General features: G+C 73.0%; 24 protein-coding genes. 16 read left to right on the top strand and 8 right to left on the bottom strand.

The window, feature by feature from the left end:
* The first annotated feature begins 63 nt into the window (after window positions 1-63).
* Entirely contained in the window at window positions 64-627 is a 564-nt protein-coding gene (locus H488_RS38140) for a hypothetical protein (RefSeq protein ID WP_237740478.1), read from the top strand.
* Here the strand turns inward: H488_RS38140 and H488_RS34860 are convergent.
* Both H488_RS34860 and H488_RS34855 read right to left on the bottom strand, forming a co-directional pair.
* Entirely contained in the window at window positions 622-1,170 is a 549-nt protein-coding gene (locus H488_RS34860; protein WP_017834894.1) for a hypothetical protein, read from the bottom strand. The genes H488_RS38140 and H488_RS34860 overlap by 6 nt on opposite strands.
* Before the next feature lie 139 nt (window positions 1,171-1,309).
* Window positions 1,310-2,215: a CPBP family intramembrane glutamic endopeptidase gene (locus H488_RS34855; protein ID WP_017834893.1), complete on the bottom strand. Its 906-nt coding sequence runs from the start codon at window positions 2,213-2,215 to the stop codon at window positions 1,310-1,312.
* Between the two features lie 293 nt (window positions 2,216-2,508).
* Between H488_RS34855 and H488_RS38445 the strand changes: the two genes are divergently transcribed.
* Window positions 2,509-2,718 carry a dihydrofolate reductase family protein gene (locus H488_RS38445; protein WP_017834892.1) on the top strand — a complete coding sequence of 70 codons (210 nt, stop codon included), beginning with the start codon at window positions 2,509-2,511 and terminating at the stop codon, window positions 2,716-2,718.
* A gap of 9 nt (window positions 2,719-2,727) precedes the next feature.
* Window positions 2,728-3,078, top strand: coding sequence for a dihydrofolate reductase family protein (locus H488_RS38440; RefSeq protein ID WP_017834891.1), 351 nt, complete (start codon window positions 2,728-2,730; stop codon window positions 3,076-3,078).
* Between the two features lie 12 nt (window positions 3,079-3,090).
* On the opposite strand, the gene H488_RS34845 is transcribed toward H488_RS38440, so the two are convergent.
* Window positions 3,091-5,727 (bottom strand): AAA family ATPase, encoded by a 2,637-nt coding sequence (locus H488_RS34845; RefSeq protein ID WP_017834890.1) that lies wholly within the window; start codon window positions 5,725-5,727, stop codon window positions 3,091-3,093.
* Entirely contained in the window at window positions 5,724-6,863 is a 1,140-nt protein-coding gene (locus tag H488_RS34840; protein ID WP_017834889.1) for a metallophosphoesterase family protein, read from the bottom strand. Before H488_RS34840 ends, H488_RS34845 begins: the two co-directional genes overlap by 4 nt.
* 115 nt (window positions 6,864-6,978) lie before the next feature.
* Between H488_RS34840 and H488_RS34835 the strand changes: the two genes are divergently transcribed.
* The 3 genes from H488_RS34835 (at window position 6,979) to H488_RS34825 (ending at window position 9,021) form a co-directional block, all read left to right on the top strand.
* Entirely contained in the window at window positions 6,979-7,632 is a 654-nt protein-coding gene (locus tag H488_RS34835; protein ID WP_017834888.1) for a maleylpyruvate isomerase family mycothiol-dependent enzyme, read from the top strand.
* Window positions 7,633-7,838: 206 nt separating this feature from the next.
* Entirely contained in the window at window positions 7,839-8,477 is a 639-nt protein-coding gene (locus H488_RS34830; protein WP_017834887.1) for an HD domain-containing protein, read from the top strand.
* A 133-nt stretch (window positions 8,478-8,610) separates the two neighbouring features.
* Window positions 8,611-9,021, top strand: coding sequence for a VOC family protein (locus H488_RS34825; protein ID WP_017834886.1), 411 nt, complete (start codon window positions 8,611-8,613; stop codon window positions 9,019-9,021).
* Between the two features lie 180 nt (window positions 9,022-9,201).
* Here the strand turns inward: H488_RS34825 and H488_RS34820 are convergent, their stop codons facing one another.
* Window positions 9,202-10,233, bottom strand: a complete 1,032-nt coding sequence (locus tag H488_RS34820) for a GAF domain-containing protein (RefSeq protein WP_190274529.1) — start codon at window positions 10,231-10,233, stop codon at window positions 9,202-9,204.
* Window positions 10,234-10,466: 233 nt separating this feature from the next.
* On the opposite strand from H488_RS34820, the gene H488_RS34815 reads away from it, so the two are divergent.
* Complete coding sequence (locus H488_RS34815) at window positions 10,467-12,275, top strand: flavin-containing monooxygenase (protein WP_017834884.1); 1,809 nt, start codon at window positions 10,467-10,469, stop codon at window positions 12,273-12,275.
* Between the two features lie 69 nt (window positions 12,276-12,344).
* On the opposite strand, the gene H488_RS34810 is transcribed toward H488_RS34815, so the two are convergent.
* Both H488_RS34810 and H488_RS36280 read right to left on the bottom strand, forming a co-directional pair.
* Complete coding sequence (locus tag H488_RS34810; RefSeq protein ID WP_017834883.1) at window positions 12,345-13,166, bottom strand: hypothetical protein; 822 nt, start codon at window positions 13,164-13,166, stop codon at window positions 12,345-12,347.
* A gap of 71 nt (window positions 13,167-13,237) precedes the next feature.
* Window positions 13,238-13,801, bottom strand: a complete 564-nt coding sequence (locus H488_RS36280; protein WP_017834882.1) for a GIY-YIG nuclease family protein — start codon at window positions 13,799-13,801, stop codon at window positions 13,238-13,240.
* A 171-nt stretch (window positions 13,802-13,972) separates the two neighbouring features.
* Between H488_RS36280 and H488_RS34800 the strand changes: the two genes are divergently transcribed.
* The gene (locus tag H488_RS34800) at window positions 13,973-14,317 is read left to right on the top strand and encodes a PadR family transcriptional regulator (RefSeq protein ID WP_017834881.1); all 345 of its coding nucleotides are present in this window, start codon (window positions 13,973-13,975) and stop codon (window positions 14,315-14,317) included.
* Between the two features lie 45 nt (window positions 14,318-14,362).
* Window positions 14,363-15,712 (top strand): permease prefix domain 1-containing protein, encoded by a 1,350-nt coding sequence (locus H488_RS34795; protein ID WP_031283781.1) that lies wholly within the window; start codon window positions 14,363-14,365, stop codon window positions 15,710-15,712.
* Between the two features lie 394 nt (window positions 15,713-16,106).
* On the opposite strand, the gene H488_RS34790 is transcribed toward H488_RS34795, so the two are convergent.
* Window positions 16,107-17,108 (bottom strand): LacI family DNA-binding transcriptional regulator, encoded by a 1,002-nt coding sequence (locus H488_RS34790; protein WP_017834879.1) that lies wholly within the window; start codon window positions 17,106-17,108, stop codon window positions 16,107-16,109.
* Between the two features lie 185 nt (window positions 17,109-17,293).
* On the opposite strand from H488_RS34790, the gene H488_RS34785 reads away from it, so the two are divergent.
* The 7 genes from H488_RS34785 to H488_RS34755 all read left to right on the top strand — a co-directional run bounded on the left by H488_RS34785 (window position 17,294) and on the right by H488_RS34755 (window position 23,646).
* On the top strand, window positions 17,294-18,262 hold the full coding sequence (locus H488_RS34785; RefSeq protein WP_017834878.1) for an asparaginase: 969 nt from the start codon (window positions 17,294-17,296) through the stop codon (window positions 18,260-18,262).
* Window positions 18,263-18,290: 28 nt separating this feature from the next.
* On the top strand, window positions 18,291-19,178 hold the full coding sequence (locus H488_RS34780; RefSeq protein ID WP_017834877.1) for a polysaccharide deacetylase family protein: 888 nt from the start codon (window positions 18,291-18,293) through the stop codon (window positions 19,176-19,178).
* 26 nt (window positions 19,179-19,204) lie between these two features.
* A complete protein-coding gene (locus tag H488_RS34775) occupies window positions 19,205-20,545 on the top strand; it encodes an MFS transporter (protein ID WP_017834876.1) in 1,341 nt (446 codons plus the stop codon).
* The gene (locus tag H488_RS34770) at window positions 20,542-21,321 is read left to right on the top strand and encodes an SDR family NAD(P)-dependent oxidoreductase (RefSeq protein WP_017834875.1); all 780 of its coding nucleotides are present in this window, start codon (window positions 20,542-20,544) and stop codon (window positions 21,319-21,321) included. Before H488_RS34775 ends, H488_RS34770 begins: the two co-directional genes overlap by 4 nt.
* 20 nt (window positions 21,322-21,341) lie before the next feature.
* The gene (locus H488_RS34765; protein ID WP_017834874.1) at window positions 21,342-22,094 is read left to right on the top strand and encodes an SDR family NAD(P)-dependent oxidoreductase; all 753 of its coding nucleotides are present in this window, start codon (window positions 21,342-21,344) and stop codon (window positions 22,092-22,094) included.
* A 62-nt stretch (window positions 22,095-22,156) separates the two neighbouring features.
* Entirely contained in the window at window positions 22,157-22,477 is a 321-nt protein-coding gene (locus tag H488_RS34760; RefSeq protein WP_017834873.1) for a hypothetical protein, read from the top strand.
* A 59-nt stretch (window positions 22,478-22,536) separates the two neighbouring features.
* On the top strand, window positions 22,537-23,646 hold the full coding sequence (locus H488_RS34755; RefSeq protein ID WP_017834872.1) for an oxidoreductase: 1,110 nt from the start codon (window positions 22,537-22,539) through the stop codon (window positions 23,644-23,646).
* The last annotated feature ends 61 nt before the right edge of the window (window positions 23,647-23,707 follow it).

Below are 23,707 nucleotides of genomic sequence, written 5' to 3'. Positions count from 1 at the left end.
CCGTGGAACGTGCCCCCGGGGCGCTGGCCTCGCTGCGTCCGCGCGTCTCCTTTCCCGCCCCAGGTGCGCCGCTCGGCGGTGTGGGTGCTGCCCGCCACGGCCGCGTGCTGGTCCCTGGGCGGTCTGATCATCTCCCTGGGGCCCAACCTGGTCCGCTCGCTGACCGGGGCGGACTCCGTGGTCCTCACCGGTCTCGTGGTCGCGGCGCTGACGGGCACCGGCGGGATCGCGATCCTCCTGTTTGGCCGGACGGCGCCGGAGCGGGTGCTCGCCGTGGGCATGAGCGTCCTGGTGGTGGGCATGGCCGCCACGATCGCCGCACTCGTCGTCGGGTCCGTGGGGCTGTACTTCGCCGCGACCGTGGTGGCCGGCGTTGGCTTCGGCACCGGCTTCCTCGGGGTGCTGCGCACGCTCCTGCCCCAGGCGGCACCGCACGAGCGGGCGGGGCTGCTCTCGGCGATCTACGTGGTCAGCTATCTCTCCCACAGCATCCCGGCGGTGGCGGCCGGTGCCGTCGCCGGTGAGGTCGGTCTGGTGCCCACGGCCGTCGGTTACGCCGGGCTGGTCATGGTGCTGGCCGTGTTCGTGCTCCTCGGCCTCCTGCGGAACCACCCGCGCCGTTCATGACCTCCGGCGGTGGTGGAGGACGAGCAGCCGTGCGTAGCCGTCCGTGAGGTGGTCGATGAGATCCACCTTCAGGTACTCGTGCTCCGAGATCCGGCGCACGGTGTGCAGGGAGATCCCGTCGTACTGCACGGGGTGGGGCAGCTCGCCCCGCCCGCCGGGAGGCTCCACGTCCAGGCGCCAGGCGTCCAGGTCCTTCTGCGGCGTGGGGTCGTGCAGCGGCGTGCGGGTCCACAGCCGGCCGTCCGTGCCGACGACGAGGCCGCGGACGACGTGCCACCCGTAGCCGCACGCGACCCGGGAGAACGCGTGGCCGACCAGGCGATAGCTCCGGGCGCCGTGGGGGACGTGCACGAGCTTGGCCGGTTTCAGGCCCTCTCTGCGCAGCAGCTCGCTCGCCTCGACCCCGACCTTCCGCACCTCGTCCAGGGCCCGCTCCAGGCCGGCCTCGCGTGCACCGCGGCCGTGCGGGGTGCGGCGGCGCGGCTGCGGCTCATGCAGTGCCCGGGCGGCAGCGCGGGTGCGCCGTTCGTCCTCGATGCTCATGCCAGCCCCTTGCCTCAGTGGCCTCGATTCTATGTGGGCCACGTCACTCAGCGGGTATTTCTGACGGGGCGGTGCGCGTGGTCCTCCGCCGGATCTCGCGTCGGTCGCCGCCGGTGCCGAGGGTGGACGTCCGGTCCGGTCACCCCGGGCCGTCGACCGAGGCTCCCTGGCCGCGGCTGCGCGGTGCTGTCCACTCGGCGGCCGCGCGGCGTTCGGCGTCCCGGCCGAGGGGCCTCGTGCCCCGGCCTCGGACGCGGCGCTCCAGCGCCACCAGGAGCGTGAGCAGCGCGACCGCCACCAGCACCTGCCACTCGCCGTCGACCGCTCCGAGGCTTCCGGCGGCGTTCCAGGAGGTGTGCTGGATGCCGATGGCCAGCACGCTGCCGCCCGTGTCCAACAGGTGCATGCCCAGCAGGTACCGGTAGACGGGAACGAGCAGGAAGAGCAGCGCGAGGTTTCCGGCGGTCTCCGCGCTCCACCCCTCGGCCAGGTACAGCGGCAGGTGGATCGCGGCGAACGGCAGGCCGGTGAGCAGCGCGGCGACCAGCAGTCCGTGCCGGGCGGTCAGCCGGGACTGGAGGAACCCGCCCCAGGCGGTCTCCTCCCACAGGTTCAGCACCAGCGCCCCGTAGACCAGGGTGGCGAACAGGTACCACCCCGCTTCGGCCGCCCAGCCGGCCGGCGGGGCGCGCAGGGAACCGGTGGCCGCGGCCAGGGCCAGGGTGAGCACCGGCATGCCCAACAGGACCACGGCCCAGCGGGCTGCGCCGAAGCGCCAGGCGAAGGCCCGCCCCAGCAGCCGGCGGACCGCGCCCGGCCCGTCCGCCAGACGAGTCACCAGCAGGGCCGAGCCCAGCAGCGCGACGAAGTTCACGAACAGCAGGAACGGCTCCATCGGGACCCCTGTGAGCGCGGGAACCGTCAGGGCCGCCCAGCCCAGGCTCAGGGCCAGGACGAGGAACACCGTGACGGGCCGGCGCCGGGCCGGCGAAGGGCTCCGGGGGCGGTGGCCGGTGTCCTCGGGGTCCGGGACGGACATGGTCATGGTGTTCCTCCCGACCGGTGCATGCCGTCCGCACCCGGGGACGGGAGATCCCACCGCCGCGTGCGCGGGCGGTGCTGATCGTCGTCGTGGCGCGCCCTGGTGCGTGACTCTCACAGTGCGCGCGGGAAAGGACGGGAGCAAGGGGGAGCGGCCGGGGAGCACTTGTGTGTCGCCGCCAGCCGACGATGATGGGGAAGGCACGGCCACGCGCGGTCCGTCCGCAGCCGGACCGGGATCGCTTCCGAGCCCGGAGATCCGATCGAGTGGTTGCCACGACGCATAGGAGGCCTCGGATGACCCGCACCGTCTTCTACACCGCCACCACCCTGGACGGCTACCTCGCCGACGAGCAGGACTCCCTGGAGTGGCTGTTCCGGCAGGACTCCGATCCCGAGGGCCCGTTCCGCTACGACGAGTTCATCGCCGGGACCGGGGCCGTCGTGATGGGCCGCACGACCTTCGAATGGGTCCGCGCGCACCTGCAGGCCTCCGGCGAGGACTAGCCCTACGACATGCCCACCTGGGTGGTCACCCACACCGAGCTGCCGGGGATCGCCGGGGCCGGCCTCCGCTTCGCCCAGGGGGAGGTGGCACCGATCCACGCCGCCCTCGCGGAGGCCGCCGGTGGGAAGGACATTTGGGTCGTCGGCGGCGGCGACCTGGCCGCCCAGTTTGCCGAGGCCGGACTGCTGGACCAGCTCATGGTCTCCATCGCGCCGGTCACGCTCGGGGCGGGCCGCCACCTGTTCCCCCGCCGGTTCGACCTGGAGCTGACGGACGTGGCCCGCAACCGCGCGTTCGTCTGCGCGACCTACCGCGTGGTGGCCCCGATGGCGCCCTCGGGCGGAGGACCGGCCTCCTGAACCCGCAGGGGCTCAGATCTCGATGCGGTGGGCCTCCCGCAGGTTCACGAAGCGCTCGGGGTTCGAGGTCAGCACGATCACCTGGGTCCGCTCCCCGGCGGTGGTGATGGCCGAGGCCAGCCGGCGGAGCCGCTGGGGGTCGGAGTGGCCCAGGGCGTCGTCGAACAGCACCGGCACCCCGTCCTCCGGGTCCACGAGCAGCGCGGTGGCGAGCCGGATGAGGATCACCAGCTGCTCCTTGGCCCCGGTGGAGAGGGCGGAGAAGGGCAGCCAGTCGCCGTCGAGCTTGCGCTGCTCCACCTCCAGGGACCCGCTCACCTGCACCTCGAAGTCCGGGCCGTAGACCGACCTGCCGAGGTGCTCCACCTCGGTGCGGAACGGTTGGACGTACTGGGCGTGGGCGCGCTCGCGGTGCTCCAGCAGCGTCCGCTCCAGGAGCAGGGCGGCCTCGGCCCGCCGCTCGATCCCGGCGAGGTGGCGCCGGGCGGCCTCGAGCCGCGTCTCGGCCTGGTCGTGGGCCAGCTGCACCCGGTCCCGGCCCATGCCCTCGAGCCGGCCCGCCAGGGACTGGTGGCGGCCCCGCCGCTCGCCCAGCAGCGTCTCGAGCCCCGTGATCTCGTCCGCGACGTGCTGCTGGTCGGCGAGCACCCGGTCCGCGTCGAGACCGGCGAGGGCCGCCTCGTGCCCGTCGATCTCCGCCTGGACCGCGGCCAGCGCCTCGGCCGCCGCGGTGACGGCACGGTCGAGGTCCTCGTCCGGGACCTCGCGGCGGGCGTCCTCGAGCCGGGCCCGGGAGCCGGCGAGGGCGCGCTCCTGCTCGAGCGCGGCGCCCTGGAGGGAGTGCAGCGTCGTCTGGGCGGACTGGAGGGCGGACCGGGCCGCCTCGGCGGCGGCCTCGGCATGGAGCGCGGCGTCCTCGGCGTCGTTGAGGGCGGCCTCGGCGGACTCGACCGTCTCCTGGGCGGCGCCGGCGGTCTCCGGCAGCGGGGCGTCGTCGTCCCGCCGGTCGCCGTACTGCTCGATCGAGGCGGCGAGACTGTCCCGGTCGTCGCGCAGGCGGCTCTCGTCCTCGCCGTCGAGCAGGCGGTCGCGCTGGGCCACGGCCTCGCGCACCTGCTGCGCCAACTCCTGGGCGGCGCGCCACTGGGTGCGGGCCTCGGCGACCGAGTCGACCCCGTGCCGCGCCAGCAGCGCGGTGAACCTCTCGCGGGCCGTGCGGGCGGCGTCCCGGCGGGCCGCGATGCCCTGCTCCGGGAAGACCCGCAGCCGCCACTCGCCGGGGATCTCGATCTCGACCTCGTCCGTCACCGGGACGGACCACGGCTCCTCGGGGGCGATCTCCTCGGTGCTGTCGCCGCGGGTGATCGGGCGGGCGCGGCCCAGGGCGGTCAGCTCCACCCGGGCGCTGCCGGCCGCCAGCTCCGCCTCGGCCTTCTCCGCCGCCCGCTCGGCCCGCTCCAGCTCGTCCAGGACGCCCTCGTCGATCTCCGTGCCGGGACGGGACCGCAGCTCGGCCAGCTGCGCCCGGACCGCCTCGAGCGAGTCCAGGATCTCGAGCACGCGGCGGTGGCGCTCGACGTCGTCCAAGTGCTTCCGGTCCTCCCGGGCGGAGCGGTGGGCCGCCCGGGCCTCCTGCACGGCGGCCTGGGCCGCGGTCCGGCGCTCCTCGGCCTCCCCGGTGTGCTCGCGCACCGGCGCGAGCTCCTGCTCGCAGGACCGCAGGTCCTCGGCCAGCGCCGCGCTGCGCTCCTCGTCGGCGGTCAGCGCGGCCACGAACTCCGCGCGACGGGCCGAGCGCTCCCGGGCGCGGTCGAGCTCGCCCTGGGCGGCGTCCTTCCGGCGCTGGGCCTCCTGCCGCTGCCGCTGGACGGCCTCGATCTCCCCGGCGGCACGGTCCAGCTCCGCCTTCTCCGCCCGGGCCGTCCCGAGCTTCCGGCCGGTGGCGGCGATCTCCTCCGTGAGCTCGGCGAGCTCCTCCTCGACCACCGCGATGCCCCGCAGCTCCTCGGCGGCCTCCGCGGCCGCGGTCCCGGCCGCACGGCAGTCGGTCTCGGCCTGGAGGTACTTGGCGTTCTTCTTCCGCGTCGAGGTCCAGTACCTGTCGCACTCCGCGCTCACGCGCTCCAGGAGGGAGGCGACCTCGCGGTCGTCGCCCTGGGCCTGGCCTGCGTGGCACTCCAGGGCCCGGCGCAGCGCCGCGCTGTCGGTGAGGGCGTTCTGGGTCAGCCCGCCGGCCTGCATGAAGCGCAGGGCCTTCCACAGCGCGGTGTCGGCCCCGCCCCACAGCTGCTCGGCGGCGTCATGGGCCTCGCGGCTCGTGAGCTTGTGGCCGCTCCGGGGGCCCGAGATGTACTCCAGGGTCGTGGACGGCCGCTTCAGCCACTGCTTGGTGTAGACCACGCGGGTGGTCCCGATCGAGAACTCCGCCTCCACCAGGACGGGCACGTCCCGGCCGGCGGGCTTGGCCTCGGCGATCTTCTTGTGCCGGCTGCTGTCCGGGAGTTCGATCAGCGCGTCCAGGGCGTCGATCATCGAGGTCTTGCCGATCTCGTTGCGGCCGGTCAGCACGACGACCCCGGCGTCGGGGAAGTCGACCTCGCGGGCGGTCACGCCGCGGAAGTTCTCCAGCTTGAGACGGTGCAGCTTCATCGGGTCGCTCCTCCCACGAGGCGGTACAGGAGCCGGAGCGCGTCCCCGGCGGCGGGCGCGTCCTCGGACTCCGAGGCGGCCAGTTCGCGCAGCTCGGTCACGGCGTCGGCGGCGTACCCGCCGACGTCCAGGTCCTCGAACTCGTGCTCGTCCGGGATCACCACCAGGTCGGTGTGCCGCTCCCACGCGTTGAGGCTCGCGAAGATCTCCGCCTGCTGCTCGAGCAGACCGTCCAGCTCCGCGGACTCGGAGAGGTTCAGGGTGCCGGTGAAGACGGTCTTGAGGATGATCCGCTCCTTCGGGGTGAGGGCGGCGAGCTCGGCCCGCAGCGTCCCGACGTCGTCGGCGCCGTCGAGCTGCCGGGCGAGGACGCGGTGCTCCCACTGGCCCACCTCGTGGGAGGTGACGTCCACGGTGCTCCCGTCCAGCGCCACCTCGAGCACGTGGCCGCGGCCGTGCTCGCGGAAGCCCGTGGACTCGTGGGTGCCGGAGTAGTGGATGGCGCCGCGGTCGTCCTCGGGCCAGCGGATGTGCCGGTCGCCCAGCGCCACGTAGTGGACCGCCCCGCGGGCCAGGGCCTCGTCCAGGGGCGCGCGGCGCACGGTCACCTGGGAGGTGCGGTCCGGGTCCAGCTCGTCGAGCATCCCGTGGCCGACGACGACGCGCAGCGTCCCGTCCGGTTCCAACCCTTCCAGGGCCGGGGCGACCGGGTCCGCGTCGGGCCGCTTGCTGCGCCAGGGCGCGGCCACGAGCTCGACGCCCTGGGCGACCGGCCAGGGGCCCACCTCGTCCAGGAGGACGACGTTGTCCGGTTTCGCGCCGACGAACGCGTCCTGGGCGTAGATCGACCCCGGCCCGAGCGGGTCGTGGTTGCCGGGCAGCAGGTACACCGGCAGCCCCACCGAGCCCATGGCGTCCAGGGCGCGCCCGACGTCCCGGCGGCTGAGGTTGGCGTGCTCGAAGACGTCGCCGGCCACCACCACGAACGCGCATCCCCGGGCGCGGGCCAGCTCCCCGATGCGGCGGATCGTCTCGACCCGGTCGCCCGTGTACCGGGACTGGGCCTCGCCCTCGAGGTAGTGCCGGGTCATGCCGAGCTGCCAGTCGCTCGTGTGGAGGAATCGGATGCTCGTCATCGAGGCTCCTCGTGCGGTCGGGGGGTGCTCTCCCAGGGGGTGGGTCCAGTGCCACGCTATCGGGATCGGCGGACACCGAAGGCCCCGGCACCCCGGACCGCCGGCGTGTGCTTCGATGGGGCTCATGGAGCCGAGCAACCGGAACGACCTGTGGGCGGCCGTCCACGCCGAGCGCGCGCGCCTGGCCGAGGACCTGGCCGGCCTGGACGAGACGCAGTGGGCGGCGCCGTCCCTGTGCGGGCGGTGGACCGTGGAGGACGTCGTCGCGCACCTGACCGCGGCCGCGAGCATCGGCCGGCTCCGCTGGCTCCGGAGCGTGCTGGGCGCCCGCTTCGACTTCGACCTGCACAACCAGCGCCGCCTCGAGGAGCACCGGGGCGCCACCCCGGCCGAGACGCTCCAGCGGTTCCGCGCTGTGGGCGCGAGCACGAAGGCGCCCTCCAAGGACACCGCGGCGTGGCTGGGGGAGGTCGTGGTCCACGGCCAGGACGTCCGCCGCCCGCTGGGGCTGCCGCGCACGCCGCCGGTCGGGACCGTGACCTCGGTGGCGCGGTTCTACGTGGGCAAGGACTTCGCGGTGCCCAGCCGCAGCGCCGCCCAGGGCCTCCACCTGGTGGCGACCGACGGTCCGTTCGAGTCCGGCGCCGGGCCCCTGGTCAGCGGGCCCACCCTGGCGATCGTCATGGCGCTGGCCGGCCGCGCGGCGTACTGCGACGACCTGACCGGTGAGGGCATCTCGATCCTGCGGTCCCGCTGCTCGCTCGCCTGAGCGCGTTTCTCCGAGCGCGTTTCTCCGAGCGCGGGACACCGGCGGTGCCCATGGGGCGCGGGGTGGAGCCGTCCGGAATGTCCGGATCTGTGGGACGGTCGTCCGTCCGGACGCTGGGCATTCCGCCACCGGTGGGAGAGAGTGAGGAGAGGACCGGCCGCGCGCCGGTCCCGCACGACACCACGCACCCGAGCAGAGGAGACACCTTGGCCGAGACCATCGCCGGCATCACCGTTCCGGACTCCGCCCTCGTCCGCGAGACCACCGAGCTGGTCCGGCGGGCCGCCGACGAGAGCCTGTTCAACCACTCCCGCCGGGTCTTCCTCTTCGGCATGCTCAAGTCCGCCGCGCGCGGACTCGAGGTGGACCCGGAGCTCGCCTACGTGGGCGCGATGTTCCACGACCTCGGGCTCACCGACGAGTACCGCACCCAGGACCAGCGCTTCGAGATCGACGGCGCCGCGGCGGCACAGGCGTTCCTGCGCGACCACGGCCGCTCCGCCGAGGAGGCGCGCAACGTGTGGCTGGCGATCGCCCTGCACACCACCCCGGAGATCCCGCTGCACCTGGAGCCCGAGGTCGCCGTGGTCACCCTCGGCGTCGAGACCGACGTGCTGGGCCTGGACCTGGACCAGATCTCCGAGGAGCACCGCGCGGAGGTCGTCGCCGCGCACCCCCGGCCGGACTTCAAGAACAAGATCCTCCGCGCGTTCTACGACGGCATGGCCGACCGGCCCGGGACCACCTTCGGCACCATGAACGACGACGTGCTCGCCCACTTCGACCCCGACTTCCACCGGGAGGACTTCGTGCGCATCATCCAGGAGAACGCCTGGCCCGAGTGAGCACCGCGGGGTCTCCGCAGCCCGGCGGAGACCCCGAGGGCTGCGAGCCCGCAACGGGGCGGTCACACCGTTGTGCCGTCCCCGAGCCGGGAGGAGCATGGAGTCCCGGCCCGCCGAAGCTCCAGGAGTTCCCGTGGCGTACAAGTTCTTCCCCCACATCCCCGTCGCCGACCTGGAGCGCTCGCGGTCCTTCTACCAGGCCCTGGGCTGGCGGACGGCCCCCGGCATGGCCGAGGGGCACAGCCTGATCCTGGACCTCGGGGAGGACTTCGGGGTCACGCTCGTCGAGCGGCGGTTCATGCAGCAGGCCGTCGGCGAGGACCAGGAGCTCGCGGATCCCCACCGGACGGTGAGCGGCAGCTTCGCCCTGCTCGTCGACATCCCCGAGGAGGTCGACGCCCTGGTCGAGCGGGCGGTCGCCGCCGGCGCCACCGCGGGGCACCGCGAGGACGACAGTTACACGAGCCACCGGGTATTCGCGGACCCGGACGGCCACCGGTGGAACATCGTGTGGGCGGACCCGATCGTGACGACCCGGGAGTGAGACCCGATCCGGACGACGAGCCCGGACGCACCGCGGCCGGAGGTCTCAGGTCGGAGCACCGCCCGGAGCAAGATTCACCAGATTCACAGGATTCACCGACGTTCACCGGGGTCGTGAACGGTGCGGGGGAGCGCCGGCATCCGGCCGGTCCGCCCGGCGCCGTCGTGCCCCCGCCCCGGCTCATCCGCGCCGGTAGGCGTGCCCCATCTCGGTGTGGGACCAGCGGGTCTCGATCCGGGCGTCGCCGCTGCGCCGCACGGCCTCGGCGGTCTCCCGGTCCAGCTCGGAGCGCCACTCCTCGATGGTGAGCAGGTCCGAGGAGCGCAGCAGCGGCTGCCGGTAGATGTTCAGGGCCCGGGTCACCTCGCCCTGTTCGAGAGCGGTCCTCAGCTGTGAGACGTCGCTGGTGACGGCGGCCGGATCGGCGAAGCGGTAGGGGCCGGTGGTGATCACCGCCCCGAGCCGGCGGCGGACCCGGTGGATCTCCGTGCGGACCGTGCCGGGGGTGCCGTGCTCGCCGTAGAGCTCGTAGGCCATCTCCTCGGCGCTCCACCCGCGCTCGCGCAGGCTCAGCAGCGCGAGGATCTCCGCCGAGCGCGTCGGCAGGGGGAACCAGTCCCCGCCGCCCACCCGGGCCGCAGCCGGCTCGGCGAGCAGGCGCAGCTCCAGGGACGGCGTGCCGGTCGTGCCGGCGGGGTGTCGTGAGTCCGTCCGGGCGGCGAGCAGCGTCTCGACGACGCGCGCGGCCGAGCGGACCAGGGCCCTGGTGTCCGGGGTGGCGGTGCCCCGCGGCCCGGACAGGTCGATGACGCCGAGCACCTCCCCGCTGCCCGGGTGGCGCACCGGGGCGGACGTGCAGTCCCAGGCGCTGTGGGACCGGGCGAAGTGCTCCGTGCCCCGCAGCTCCTCCGCGGTCCCGCTGCGCAGTGCCTGGGCGATCGCGTTGGTGCCCACGCCGTGCTCGTCCCAGCCGGCGCCCTCGACGAAGCCGAGCCCGTCGGCGCGTCCCAGCGGCGAGCGTCCCCCGCGCCGCCACAGCACGGTGCCGTCGGGGCCCGTGAGGACGGCGACCCGGGCCTCGGCGGCATCACGGACGACGCCCAGGAGGTCGGCGACGACGTCGACGTGCGCCCCCAGCGGGGAGAGCGCGCGCAGCTGCTCGACCTCGCGGTCCGGGAGCACCTCCCGCGGGCCGTCCAGGTCGCGAGACATGCCCCGGGCGGCGCACCGCTCCCACGCCGAACGCACCCGTTCCGGTGTCCTCGCCGATCCGCAGCTGTCCACAGCGCGCTCCTCCGTCCTCTGCGCCCGTCCCGACGTCACCGGGTCCGTCACGGCGTCCGTCCTGATGCAACGCCGGGGAAACCCCCTCGGCCCCACAGTGGTGACACGCATCACACCGGACCCTATGCCACTGGGCGTCCGGCGTACACCGAGGAGGAACCATGACCACGATCGACACCGGCGTGGGAGCCGGCACGGACACCGCCCGCTCCTGGCTGGCCGCCCTGGAGGACGCCCTCGCGGCCGGCAACGCGGACGCGGCTGCGGATCTGTTCGCGGAGGAGAGCTTCTGGCGCGACTTCCTGGCGTTCACCTGGAACCTGAAGACGCTGGAGGGCCGCGAGCAGATCTGCCGGATGCTCGCGCAGACCCTGCCGCACGTCCGGCCCTCCGGATGGGAGGTCGAGGGCGAGCCCACCGAGGCGGACGGGGTGACGGAGTGCTGGGTGCGCTTCGAGACCTCCGCCGGATCCGGGTGGGGCTACCTGCGGCTGCGCGACGGGAAGGCGTGGACCCTGCTGACCACCCTGCAGGACCTGCGCGGCTTCGAGGAGCAGAAGGGGCCGCGCCGGGACCGCGGGGTGGTCCACGAGATCACCCGCGAGCGCACCACCTGGCTGGAGCGGCGCCGGGCGCGGGAGGAGGCCCTCGGCCGGACGGAGCAGCCGTACTGCCTCGTCGTCGGCGGCGGGCAGGGCGGGATCGGCCTGGCCGCGCGGCTGCAGCGTCTCGGCATCCCCACGATCGTGGTGGACAAGCACGAGAAGGCCGGGGACGCCTGGCGCAACCGCTACAAGTCCCTGCACCTGCACGACCCGGTCTGGTACGACCACATGCCCTACCTGCCGTTCCCGGACGACTGGCCGGTGTTCCCTGCCAAGGACAAGGTCGCCGACTGGCTGATGCACTACGCCGACATCATGGAGCTGAACTACTGGGCGAGGACCGAGTGCCGGTCGGCCGAGTGGGACGAGCAGACCGGGACCTGGACCGTCGTCGTGGACCGCGACGGCGAGGAGGTCGTGCTGCACCCCACCCAGCTGGTCTTCGCGCTGGGCGTCTCCGGGTACCCGAGAATCCCTGACTTCCCGGGCGCCGACGTCTTCCGGGGCGCGCAGCACCACTCCTCCGCCCACGCCGGCGGCGACGACTGGGCGGGCAAGCGGGCCGTGGTCATCGGCTCCAACAACTCCGCCCACGACATCTGCGCGGACCTCTGGGAGCACGGGGCCGAGGTCACCATGGTCCAGCGCTCCTCCACCCACATCTCCCGCAGCGAGTCGCTCATGGACCTCGTCCTGAAGCCGCTCTACTCCGAGGACGCGCTGGAGGCCGGCATCACCACGGAGAAGGCGGACATGCTGTTCGCGTCCTGGCCGTACCGGGTCCTGCCGGACGTCCAGCGGCCCGCGTTCGAGGCGATGGCCGAGCGGGACCGCGAGTTCTACGACGCGCTCGAAGCGGCCGGCTTCGACCTCGACTTCGGGGAGGACGGCTCCGGGCTGTTCCTGAAGTACCTGCGCCGCGGCTCCGGGTACTACATCGACGTGGGCGCCTCGCAGCTGATCATCGACGGGCGGGTCCAGCTGGCCACCGGCCAGGTCGACCGGCTCACGGAGGACGCGGTGGTGCTCGACGACGGGACCGAGCTGCCGGCCGACCTCGTCGTCCACGCCACCGGCTACGGGTCCATGAACGAGTGGCTCGCGGACCTGATCTCCCCGGAGGTCGCCGACCGGGTGGGCAAGTGCTGGGGCTACGGCTCCGACACCACCCGGGACCCCGGGCCCTGGGAGGGCGAGCTGCGGAACATGTGGAAGCCCACCAACGTGGAGAACCTCTGGATTCACGGCGGGAACCTGCACCAGAGCAGGCACTACTCCAAGTACCTCGCCCTGCAGCTCAAGGCCCGGATGGAGGGCCTGCCCACCCCGGTGTTCGAGCTCGAGGAGTCCCACCACCCCCGGTGATGCCGGCCCAGGCGCGTTGACGGGGCGCCGGAACGGATCGACCGTTCCGGCGCCCCGTCCGCGGGCGGGTCACTCCTCGAGCTTCCGGGCCTGTTCATCCCAGGCGGCGCGGGCGTCCCGGCCCGCGGTGGGGTGGTGGGTCTCCCGCAGGGCGCGGAGCGCGGCGGTGCGCTGCTGGGCCAGGGCCTCCGCGGCGGCCCTCGTGGCGGCGTCCTCGCGAGCCTGGGCCCGGGCGGCGGTCACGGCGTCCATGATCAGGTCCACACCCAGGGCGCCGCCCTCCAGGTAGGCGGTGCGGACCTGCCGGTCCGGGTGGTACAGGTACTGGTCGTTGACCTGGCCGAGGGCGGTGTCGAACTCGGCGTCCGTCAGGTCGGAGATCATGGCGACCACCCGGTCCAGCCGGGCGTCCAGCTGGTCGAGCAGGTCGTGCCGCCGGGCGCCGCGGCGCAGGGACCACAGCGCGCGGCCGTGCGAGCGGAGCCGGTCCACGTCCCAGTCCGCCTGCGGCACCACGGACAGGGTGCCCGTGAGGAGCCGCGGATCCCGGGAGTCCTCCGGCGGGGGCAGGGAGCGCAGGTGCCACGAGATCCAGGCCGTGCGCATGTTGGACGCCCCGGCCGCCCGGGCCTCCTCCAGGGACGTCCGCCCGGTCTGCGGGGCGGTCAGCGGCGGCCCGGCGTCGTCGTCCTCGCGCGCGTCCTGCCCGGCGGCGCGGGTCCGGCTCGCGATGAAACCGGCGCTGAGCCAGATCAGCAGGCCGACCAGGACCACGCCGAGGAGGGCCACCCCGCCGAGGAGCACGAACCGGAACAGGCCGACGGCGACCACCACGGCGACCACGACCACCACCCAGACGGCGGCTCCGCTGCTGCTCCCGGTGCTGTTCATGACGGCCCCCGAACGACCACGTGCGTGCTGGGCACCCATTCTACCGCCGCGGCCCCAGCGGCCCCGGAGGCTCAGGACCGCTGGGACAGGCCCTCGCGGAAGACCCGCTTGAGCTCGGTCAGCTCCGGGCCGTGCCCGGTGCCCTCGGTGTTGAGCGCCGGCTGGTGCGCGGCGACCCAGTGCTGCTCGAGGGCGTCGACGTCGTCCTTCGTCCCGCACTCCGCCCAGCCGAGGAGCAGGTGCTCCTGCATCCACGCCGTGAGCCGCTGCTCGTGCGCCTCGTCGAGGCCCACGCGGCCCCGCCCGTCCACGGCGGCGCCGTCCCGCCAGGACGGGTCCCCGGGCAGGAGGACGGCGAGCAGCGTGCGCCGCAGCGCGGAGGAGCGGGTGCGCCGCAGGTGCTGGCCGCTGATCCGCCGGTGGAGGTCGCGCCGGGCGCGGCCCACGTAGAGCAGCTCGGCCGTCCCCGACGAGTGGCGGAGCCGCGGCACCGCGGGCAGGTGCAGCCCGGCCGCCTCCGGGGTGGGGGAGCGGTCGGTGTCCAGCCACCAGGCGTAGACGCCGCGGGAGGGGCGGACCTCCGCCTCCAGCGGCGTGCTCAGTGGGAGCGCGGCGAGGCCGGGCTGCGTGCTCACGGATCACCACCTCCTCGGGGCGTTCTCTTCTGCAACTCTGCTTCGACTGTAGGCGCAGGACGCGGCGGTGCCCACCCCGCCCGACTCGCGCCGTTGTTTCCGGCGCCACGCTTGCCATACCTAGCGCTGCTAGGGTTCAATGCATAGCACACCTAGGTATCAGGAGGCGCAGTGCGCATCGACAAGGACCTGGTCGCCGCCTCGGCCACCCCGCTCGTGCTGGGGATCCTGGCGGACGGCGACCTGTACGGCTACGCGATCCTCAAGCGCGTCAGCGAGCTCTCCGGCGGCTCCATGCAGTGGACCGACGGCATGCTCTACCCGCTGCTGCACCGGCTCGAGCGCCTCGGCCACGTGTCCTCCTCGTGGGGCACGTCCGAGGCCGGGCGCCGGCGCAAGCACTACGCGATCACGGCCTCGGGCCGGGCCGCGCTCGCCGACCGGCAGGAGCAGTGGACGGTCGTCGCCGACGCGCTGCGGCAGGTGTGGCATTTTCGAACCTGTTTTCGGGGATAGCGGNTCGAAAAAGCAGCCGCCCGCCACGACCGAGCGGTGGGCGTGATGGAGCTGCACGCGGAGCAGGAGGCCCAGATCGGGCGGTGGCGCGGCTGGGTCCAGCGCCGCCAGGCGATCTCCCCGGCCGACGTGGACGAGCTCGAGGACCACCTGCGCGAACAGGTCGCGGACCTGAGGGCCACCGGGCTCGACGACGACGAGGCCTTCCTCGTCGCGATCAAGCGCATGGGCAACCTCGACGCCGTCTCGCACGAGTTCGCCCGCGAGCACTCCGAGCGGCTGTGGAAGCAGCTCGTGCTCCTCCCGGAGGACGCCGAGGACGCCGGCGCGCCGCCGTGGCGGGAGCTGGGCGTCGTCCTGGCGCTCGCGGTCGGGGCCGGGCTGGCGGTCAAGGCCGGCACCGCCTGGCTCGGCGACGAGGCAGTGCTGGCGCGCAACCTCGGCCTGCTCGTGCTGCCCTTCCTCGCCGGGTACTTCGCGTGGAAGCGCCGGCTCACCGCGCGCGTGGTGGCGGCGCTGCTCCTCCCGTTCGCGCTGCTGGCGGTGGTGCTCAACGTCTATCCGTTCGTCCCCGGCGGGTCCACCGAGCTGCTCGCCGCCCTGCACGCCCCGGTGGTCCTGTGGCTGCTGGCCGGGATCGCCTACACGGGCGGGAGGTGGCGCTCCGACAGCCGGCGGATGGACTTCGTCCGCTTCACCGGCGAGCTCGTGATCTACTACACGCTCCTGGCCCTGGGCGGGGCGGTGCTGGTGGGGCTCACGTTCGGGGCCCTGCAGGTCCTCGGGATCGACCTGGAGCCGGTGCTGGAGGACTGGATCCTGCCGTTCGCGGTGCCCGGTGCCCTCGTGGTTGCCGCGTGGCTGGTCGAGGCCAAGCAGAACGTCGTCGAGAACATCGCCCCGGTCCTCACCCGGGTGTTCACGCCCCTGACGATCCTGATGCTGCTGTCCCTCCTGGTGGTGCTCACGGCGGCCGGCGGGCTCGTCGACGTCGACCGCGGGCTGCTGATCCTGATGGACGCGATCCTCGTGCTGGTCCTGGCGCTGCTGCTCTACTCGATCTCCGCCCGGGACCCGCTCGAGCCGCCCGGCCTCTTCGACGGCCTGCAGCTGGTGCTCGTCGTCGCAGCCCTGGCGGTGGACGCGGTGATGCTGACCGCGATGCTGACCCGGATCGCCGAGTTCGGCTCCAGCCCCAACAAGATCGCCGCGCTCGGGCTGAACCTGCTGCTGCTGGTGCACCTGGTGCGGGCCGCCTGGCTGAGCGCCGGGTGCCTGCGGGGACGCCGGCCGTTCGTGGAGCTCGAGCGCTGGCAGACGCGCTACCTTCCGGTCTACGGCGTGTGGGCCGCGGTCGTGGTGGTGGTCTTCCCGCTGGTCTTCGCCTTCGCCTGACCGGCGGGCTGCCTGACCAGCGGGCTGCCTGACCAGCGGGCTCCGGGTTCGCACCGCGGGGCGGCTGCTGCGGGCGGAAAGGGGCCTGCGCGTCCCGGTGGCAGGGGAGTCGCCCCCCGACGACTGACCAGATGGTCCGAGGCCCGCTGCCACCAGGACGGCGGCATCATGATCGTCGTCGTGCCGGCGGCCTTGCGGCCGGTCGTCCCGACGCGATCCTCACGCGGCGGCTCAGCCCCCCGGCTGATCACCTGCGTGATGCATCAACACTAACACCGGCCTACTACCTGATCGATTCGCATTCTGTCCACAGTTGCGCCGACTTGCCCCGGAGCCCAACCCCGCAGCTGACGGCCTGCTGGTCCTCCGGTCCTGCGGTGGGAGCGACCGGTGCTCAAGCGCTCGTGCGCACGACGAGCTCCGGGGGGAGCCGGACGCTCTCCACGTCCCGGCCGTCGAGAACGTCCATCAGCATCTCGAAGCCCTGCCGGCCGATGCTGTGCATGGGGGAGCGCACGGTGGTGAGCCCCACGCTGCCAGCCAGCGGCGTGTCGTTGAACCCGACGAGGGCCATGTCCTCCGGGACCGTGACCCCCTCCCGGGCGAACACGCCGAGCGCACCGATCGCCGCGAAGTCGTTGACCGCGAACACCGCCTCGGGCAGCGGCCCGACGGCCAGGATCCGGGCGGCGGCCGCGCTGCCGGCCGGGGCGTCGAAGCCGCCGGGGACCACCCGTGCCGGGTCCACCCCGAGGCCGTGCCCGGCGAGCGCGTCCAGGAAGCCGGCGCAGCGGTCGATCGAGGTCGAGGCCCGCGGATTGCCCGCGATGAGCCCGAAGGTCCTCCGGCCGGACGCGACGAGGTGCTCCGCGACCATCCGTCCCCCGGCGTAGTCGTCGCAGGTCACGGACCGGTGCCCCGGGGACCGCCGGCTCACCAGCGTGAAGGCCACGCCGCGCTCGGCGAGCTCGTCCAGGAAGGGGTCCTCGAACAGGGCGTCGCCGAAGATCAGGCCGTCGGCACGGCGGTCCAGCAGCTTCTCCGCCTTGGCGCGGTGGGCCGCGGCGTCGTCCAGGGAGTTGGAGACCACGGTGAAGTAGCCGTGCTCGGAGGCGGCCTCGTCGATGCCCTCGTACATCGTGGCCAGGACGTAGTCCTGCAGGCGGGGCACGACGACCCCGATCATGTGCGACTTGGCCGTGCGCAGCGACGCGGCGTAGGGGTTCTTGCGGTAGCCGCGCTCCTCCGCGAGCGCGAAGATCCGCTCCGTGGTGTCCGGCGAGGCCCACTTGGAGCCGAGGCCCTTGGGGTCGTTGAGCACCCGGGAGACCGTGGAGGGATTGAGGCCCAGCTCGGCCGCCAGGGCCTTCAGCGTGACCGCCGGTCGTGCGCCCATGTCCACCTCCTCGCGGCTGTTTCCACACAGTAACGGACGTTAAATTCTCGTGAATGTGTTGCGCATCACTCTAGAGGCGCTCTATGGTCGATCCCAACATCGTACGCAATCGATTGCGGCATTCGTTTGCATAGACCGTTGACGCTCCCGCGGAGCGGGACGACCCCACGGAAGGGAGGCGGCACGTGACACACATCCAGCTGCTCGGCACTGGGGGCACCATCGCGTCCCGGGGCGGCGGGTCCACGGGCTCCGTGGCCACGGACACGGCGGCCGACCTGTCCCGCAACCAGTACGGCGAGCTCACCGTCTCCGCCCGGGACGTCCTCACCACGGGCAGCTACCGGCTCACCCTGGGAGAGCTGCGGGCGATCGCCGAGGCGGCCCGGGACGCGCTGGCCGATCCGGCCAACGACGGCGTGGTGGTCACCCACGGGACCGACACCCTGGAGGAGACGGCGTTCCTGCTGGACCTGGTGCACGGCTCCCCGAAGAGCGTGGTGCTCACCGGCGCCCAGCAGCCGGCCGACAGCCCGGCCCCGGACGGGCCCCGCAACGTCGAGGAGGCGGTGCTGGCCGCCGCCTCGCCCGAGCTGCGGGGCAGCGGCGTGCTGATCTCCTTCGACGGGACGGTCCGCTCCGCCCGCGGCGCCCGGAAGGCGCACACCACCGCGAGCAGCCCCTTCCAGGGCGGCGCCGAGGTGGCGCACATGGCCGGGTCCGGGCTCGTCGTCACGGCCAGGCCGGTCCGCCGGGATCCGCTGCCGCTGCCGCCGGCGGCCTTCGACAGCACCAGGGTCGAGATCATCACGGCCCACACCGGCGCCACCCCGGACCTCTTCGACTTCGCCGTGCGCTCCGGCGCGCAGGCCGTGGTCCTCGCCGGATCGGGCGTCGGCAACGCCGGTCCCGGCTTCGCGGAGTCGGTGGCCCGTGCGGCCGGGGCCGGCTGCGCCGTGGTACTCAGCACCCGTGCCCCGTGGGGACCCGTCGTCCCGCTCTACGGCAACGGCGGGGGCACCGACCTCGTGGCGGCCGGCGCCGTCCCCTCCGGGGACCTCAACCCGCTCCAGGCGCGCATCCTCGCCGCCCTCCTGCTCTCCCTGGGGACCTCGGCCGCCGAGTTCCCCGGGGCCTTCACCGCCCACCTCTAGAACACCACCCACCACCAGAGGAGACATCATGTCCAAGAAGATCTACGTGTCCGTCGGCATCGACGTCGACGCCGTCGGCGGCTGGCTCGGCTCCTACGGCGGCGAGGACTCCCCGGGCGACATCTCCCGCGGCCTCTTCGCCGGCGAGGTCGGCGTGCCGCGGCTGCTCCAGCTCGCCCAGCGCCGCGAGATGCCCGTCACCTGGTTCTGGCCCGGCCACTCCGTGGAGACGTTCCCGAAGGAGTTCGACGCGGTCGTCGCCGCCGGTCACGAGATCGGCGTCCACGGCTACAGCCACGAGAACCCCATCGCGATGACCCGCGAGCAGGAGACCGAGATCCTCGACTACTGCACCGACCTCATCGAGCGGCGCTCCGGGAAGAAGCCCGTCGGCTACGTGGCGCCCTGGTGGGAGTTCTCCGGGGTGACCAACGAGATCCTGCTCGATCGCGGCTTCCTCTACGACCACTCGCTCATGCACGACGACCACACCCCGTACTACGTGCGCGTCGGGGACACCTGGACCAAGATCGACTACGACGCGGCCTCGGCCAAGGAGTGGATGAAGCCCCTGGTGCGCGGCGAGGAGACCGACCTCATCGAGATCCCCGCCTCGTGGTACCTGGACGACCTCCCGCCGATGATGTTCATCAAGTCCAGCCCGAACAGCCACGGCTTCGTGTCCCCGCGGGACATCGAGCAGCTGTGGAAGGACCAGTTCGACTGGGTCTACCGGGAGATGGACTACGCGGTCTTCCCCCTCACGATCCACCCCGACGTCTGCGGCCGCCCGCAGAACCTGCTGATGCTCGAGCGCCTCTTCGACCACATCCAGGGGCACGACGGCGTGGAGTTCGCGTTCATGGAGGACGTCGCCCGCGACTTCGCCGCCCGCAGTCCCCGCACCTCCGCCTGATCCCACCGGCACGAAGGAACACCGCCATGTCCGCTCTGCGCTCGAACCCGACGCCCTCCGGCGTCGAGCCCTGGAACGTGCCCATCACCCCGAAGGTGGTCAAGCAGGTCTCGGTCGTCTGCTTCATCGCCTGGGTGGCCTCCGTCTACGACTTCACCCTCTTCGGCACGCTGCTCCCCGTGATCGCCGAGGACTTCGGCTGGTCGGTGGCCGAGTCCACCGCGATCAACACCTACGCCACGATCGGCGTGTTCCTCGTGGCCCTGGCCGTGGGCACGATCATCGACAAGATGGGCCGCAAGAAGGCGCTCATCGTGCTCATGCTCGGCGGCGCGGTGGCGTCCGGTCTCACCGGCGCCGCCATCGGCGCCGCGAGCCTGGTCATCATCCGCTCCTTCTCCGGCTTCTCCATGTCCGAGGAGGTCGTCAACGCGGTCTACCTCAACGAGATCTACAAGGAGGCCAAGAGCCGCGGCCTCATGTACTCGCTCGTCCAGGGCGGCTGGCCGGTCGGCGCGCTGGTCTCCGCGGGGCTGTCGGCCCTGACGCTCCCGCTCATCGGCTGGCGCTGGAGCTTCGTGGTCGCCGCGGTGCTGTCCCTGATCGTCGTCGGCCTGGCCCTGCGCCTGCCGGAGTCCCCGACCTTCGCCGCGATGAAGGAGGTCCGGCGGCGCCGGGCCGCCGGCGACACCACCGGTGCCCACGCGCTGGCCGACGAGCACGGCCTCGAGGAGGCGGCCCACCACGCCACCGGTGTGAAGGACGTCTTCACCCCGGAGCTGCGCCGGCACACGACCTGCCTGTCCCTGGCGTGGTTCTTCAACTGGTTCGGCATCCAGGTGTTCTCCGTCCTGGGCACCACCATCCTGGTCGAGGCCAAGGGCGTCTCCTTCGACAACGCCCTCATCATCCTGGTGCTCTCCAACGCGGTGGGCTTCGTGGGCTACGTGTTCCACGGCTGGCTGGGCGACAAGATCGGCCGCAAGCCGACCGTGGTCCTCGGCTGGATCGCCGGCGGCATCGTCAGCCTGGCGATGCTGCTGGGCCCGGGCACCTCCGGCTACATCATCCCGCTGTACGCCATGACGCTGTTCTTCCTCACCGGCCCGTACGCGGCGCTGCTGTTCTACATGGGCGAGTCCTTCCCGCCCCAGGTGCGCGGCATGGGGGCGAACGTGGCCCACGTGATGGCGCCGCTCGGCGGCATCGCCGGTTCCGGGCTGCTCACCATCCTGCTGACCGCAGGGGTGGACACGGCCACGGCGGCGATCATCACCGGCTCCGGCGGGCTGATCCTCTCGGCGCTGTGCATGGCCGGGACCCGCACCCTGAAGGACGCCCACCTGAAGACCACGGTGATCGCATGAACCGCGACGACGGACTCGAGGGAAAGGTCGCCGTCATCTCCGGCGGCGGCAGCGGGATCGGCCGGGCGCTGGCGGTGGCCTACGCCCGGGCCGGGGCGCACAGCGTCATCGGCTACCTCCCCTCGGACCCCCACGACGCGACGGACACCGTCCGCGCCGTGGAGGCCGCGGGCGGGCGCTGCACGGCCGTCCCCATGGACGTGCGCAGCTTCGAGGACACCGAGAAGCTCGCCCAGGCCGCGCTCGACGAGTTCGGCCGGCTGGACATCTCGGTGGCCGCGGTCGGCATCCTGCGCCGTGCCGCGCTCGCGGACATGACCGACCAGGCGTGGGACGACATGATGGCCGTCGACCTCTCCGGGGTGATGCGCGTCTTCCGCTCCTGCAGCACGCGGATGACCCGCGGCGGGGCGATGGTGGCGACGTCGTCGATCGCCGGCGGCGTCTACGGGTGGGAGGAGCACAGCCACTACGCGGCAGCGAAGTCCGGGCTCATCGGCCTGTGCCGCTCGCTGGCCGTGGAGCTCGCCCCCCGGAAGATCCGGGTCAACGCCGTCATCCCGGGGCTGATCGAGAGCCCCCAGTCCCTGGACCCGGTGAACTCGCTGGGCCGCGAGGGCCTCGACGCCGCGGGCTCGATCATCCCGTGGGGCCGCGTGGGCAACGTCGACGAGGCCGCGCGCACCATCCGCTTCCTCACCGGCGACGACTCGGCCTACGTCACGGGCCAGCAGCTGATCGTCGACGGCGGGCTCACCGTCCGCTGGCCGAGCTGAGCCCACCAAGAAAGGCTGACATGGAACAGCAACTGACCGGAAAGGTCGCCGTCGTCACCGGCGGCGGCAGCGGCATCGGCGCGGCGATCGCCCTGCTCTTCGCCCGGGAGGGCGCGGACGTGGCCGTGCTGGACCGCGACGAGCAGCACGCGGCGGCCGTCGCGGAGGAGAGCGGCAGCTTCGGCGGGCGCACCACGGCGATCGCCGTGGACGTCACCGACGGCGAGGCGGTGCAGCAGGCGATGGCACGGGTCGTCGAGGAGCTCGGCGGGATCGACGTCCTCGTCAGCGCCGCCGGCATCCTCGACGAGACGCCGCTGCTGGAGATGACCGAGGCGACGTTCGACAAGGTCCTGGCCGTGGACCTCAAGGGCGTCTTCCTGGCCGCGCGCTGGGCCGCGCCGCACATGGTGGAGCGCGGCGGCGGGCGGATCATCAACATCGCCTCCCAGCTGGGCATCAAGGGCGGCACCGGGCTGACGCACTACGTGGCGGCCAAGGCCGGGGTGATCGGCATGACGAAGGCCATGGCGCTGGAGCTCGCCGAGCACCACATCCTCGTCAACTCGATCGCGCCCGGTCCGGTCGTGACACCGCTGATCGAGGGACTGTCCGAGGAGTGGAAGGCCGCCAAGCAGGCCGAGCTGCCCATCGGCCGCTTCGGCCAGGCCCACGAGGTGGCGCCCACCGCGCTGCTGCTGGCCTCCTCGCCCGGCGGCGACCTCTACACCGGCCAGACGCTGGGCCCCAACAGCGGCGACGTGATGCCGTAGCCGGCCCGGGAGGAGATGTCACGATGTGCGCAGGATGCCCCGGAGGGCGTGCGGTCTCGAAGGTGACCGCCTACATCAACCTCAACGGGATGAAGCAGGCCGTCCTCGCGGAGCTGCGGCGCAGCGTGAGGCGCCGCGCGACGATCACCGTGCTCGGCGACCGGTGGGTGCTGGGCTCCCGCACGGGCGCGCAGCAGGTCTTCTCCGACGTCGAGACGCTGGCGGACGCCCTGGTCGACCAGCACCTGGTCGACCGGCGCCTGCTGCCGGACGACGGCGGCGCGGAGTTCGAGCGGATCCTCGCCGCCGGGACCCACAGCGCCCCGCCCCTGGACGCGGGGCGGCTCGTGCGGGCGCTTCTCCTCAGCGCCGACACCGTGTGAGGCTGTCAGAGGCACCCGCCGACCGAACAACCCCTGTACGACTGTCGAAGGAGACGCACATGCCGGATCTCGACCCCCTCTGGTCCCCCCTGCAGATCGGTCCCGCCGCACTGGAGAACCGCGTGGCGCTGGCTCCGATGACCCGGATCAGCGCCACGGAGGAGGGCCACGCCACCGAGCGCATGGTCTCCTACTACGAGGCCTTCGCCCGCGGCGGCTTCGGGCTGCTGATCACCGAGGGGATCTACCCCGACGCCGCCCACGGGCAGGGCTACCTGTACCAGCCCGGGATCGCCACCGACGACCAGGCCCGGGCGTGGGCCGAGGTGGTCGGCGCCGTCCACGCCGCCGGCGCGAAGATCTTCGCCCAGCTCATGCACGCGGGCTCCCAGGCCCAGGGCAACCGGTTCGTCGACTCCACGATCGGACCCTCCGCGGTGGCCCCCAAGGGCGAGCAGCTGGGCTTCTACCGCGGTGAGGGCCCGTACCCCGTGCCCGCGGAGATCACGGCGGAGCAGATGGCGGAGGTCCGGCAGGCGTTCGTGGACGCCGCGCTGCGCGCCCGCGACGCCGGGTTCGACGGCGTCGAGATCCACGGCGCCAACGGGTACCTGCTCGACCAGTTCCTCACCGACTACCTCAACCTCCGGACCGACGAGTACGGCGGTTCGCCGGAGAACCGGGTGCGGTTCGCCGCCGAGGTCTGCCGGGCCGTGCGCGACGCCGTGGGGCCGGACCTGGCGGTGGGGATCCGCATCTCCCAGGCCAAGGTCAGCGACCACGACCACCGGTGGAGCGGCGGGCCCGACGAGGCCGAGGTGATCTTCTCGACCCTGGCCGCCACCGGGATCGACTTCGTCCACACCACCGAGTACCGGGCGACCGCCCCGGCGTTCGGCGACGAGGGGCCCTCGCTCGCGGCGCTGGCCAAGCAGCACTCGGGTCTGCCGGTGATCGCCAACGGGCACCTGGACGACCCGGAGACGGCCGTGTCCATGCTGGCGGACGGCACGGCCGACGTGGTCGCCCTGGGCAAGGCGGCGCTGGCCAACCGGGACTGGCCGCAGCGGGTGCGCAGCGGCCGGCCGCTCGCCGAGCTCGACGGCAGCCTGCTCGCGCCCCTGGTTTTCGAATCGGTTTTATGGAGGTCGAGGGGGTCCCAAGGCTGAACAGGGTGGGCGGAACGGTGGCTCAACAGGCGCTCTTTCTGTCGGATCGCCTGTCTCGGGT

The sequence above is a fragment of the Kocuria sp. UCD-OTCP genome (assembly GCF_000349605.1).
Lineage (GTDB): Bacteria > Actinomycetota > Actinomycetes > Actinomycetales > Micrococcaceae > Kocuria > Kocuria rosea.
This window is presented reverse-complemented; position numbering and strand designations above follow the sequence as displayed.

Bases quoted from the DNA above. Each gene is read 5' to 3' on its own strand.
- H488_RS34790 (WP_017834879.1), bottom strand. From the start codon at position 17,108: ATGGGCGCACGACCGGCGGTCACGCTGAAGGCCCTGGCGGCCGAGCTG.
- H488_RS34765 (WP_017834874.1), top strand. From the start codon at position 21,342: ATGGAACAGCAACTGACCGGAAAGGTCGCCGTCGTCACCGGCGGCGGC.
- H488_RS34840 (WP_017834889.1), bottom strand. From the start codon at position 6,863: ATGACGAGCATCCGATTCCTCCACACGAGCGACTGGCAGCTCGGCATG.
- H488_RS34815 (WP_017834884.1), top strand. From the start codon at position 10,467: ATGACCACGATCGACACCGGCGTGGGAGCCGGCACGGACACCGCCCGC.
- H488_RS34835 (WP_017834888.1), top strand. From the start codon at position 6,979: ATGGGGCTCATGGAGCCGAGCAACCGGAACGACCTGTGGGCGGCCGTC.
- H488_RS34820 (WP_190274529.1), bottom strand. From the start codon at position 10,233: ATGTCTCGCGACCTGGACGGCCCGCGGGAGGTGCTCCCGGACCGCGAG.
- H488_RS34810 (WP_017834883.1), bottom strand. From the start codon at position 13,166: ATGAACAGCACCGGGAGCAGCAGCGGAGCCGCCGTCTGGGTGGTGGTC.
- H488_RS34755 (WP_017834872.1), top strand. From the start codon at position 22,537: ATGCCGGATCTCGACCCCCTCTGGTCCCCCCTGCAGATCGGTCCCGCC.
- H488_RS34845 (WP_017834890.1), bottom strand. From the start codon at position 5,727: ATGAAGCTGCACCGTCTCAAGCTGGAGAACTTCCGCGGCGTGACCGCC.
- H488_RS38445 (WP_017834892.1), top strand. From the start codon at position 2,509: ATGACCCGCACCGTCTTCTACACCGCCACCACCCTGGACGGCTACCTC.
- H488_RS34860 (WP_017834894.1), bottom strand. From the start codon at position 1,170: ATGAGCATCGAGGACGAACGGCGCACCCGCGCTGCCGCCCGGGCACTG.
- H488_RS38440 (WP_017834891.1), top strand. From the start codon at position 2,728: ATGCCCACCTGGGTGGTCACCCACACCGAGCTGCCGGGGATCGCCGGG.
- H488_RS34775 (WP_017834876.1), top strand. From the start codon at position 19,205: ATGTCCGCTCTGCGCTCGAACCCGACGCCCTCCGGCGTCGAGCCCTGG.
- H488_RS34855 (WP_017834893.1), bottom strand. From the start codon at position 2,215: ATGACCATGTCCGTCCCGGACCCCGAGGACACCGGCCACCGCCCCCGG.
- H488_RS34795 (WP_031283781.1), top strand. From the start codon at position 14,363: ATGGAGCTGCACGCGGAGCAGGAGGCCCAGATCGGGCGGTGGCGCGGC.
- H488_RS34770 (WP_017834875.1), top strand. From the start codon at position 20,542: ATGAACCGCGACGACGGACTCGAGGGAAAGGTCGCCGTCATCTCCGGC.
- H488_RS34780 (WP_017834877.1), top strand. From the start codon at position 18,291: ATGTCCAAGAAGATCTACGTGTCCGTCGGCATCGACGTCGACGCCGTC.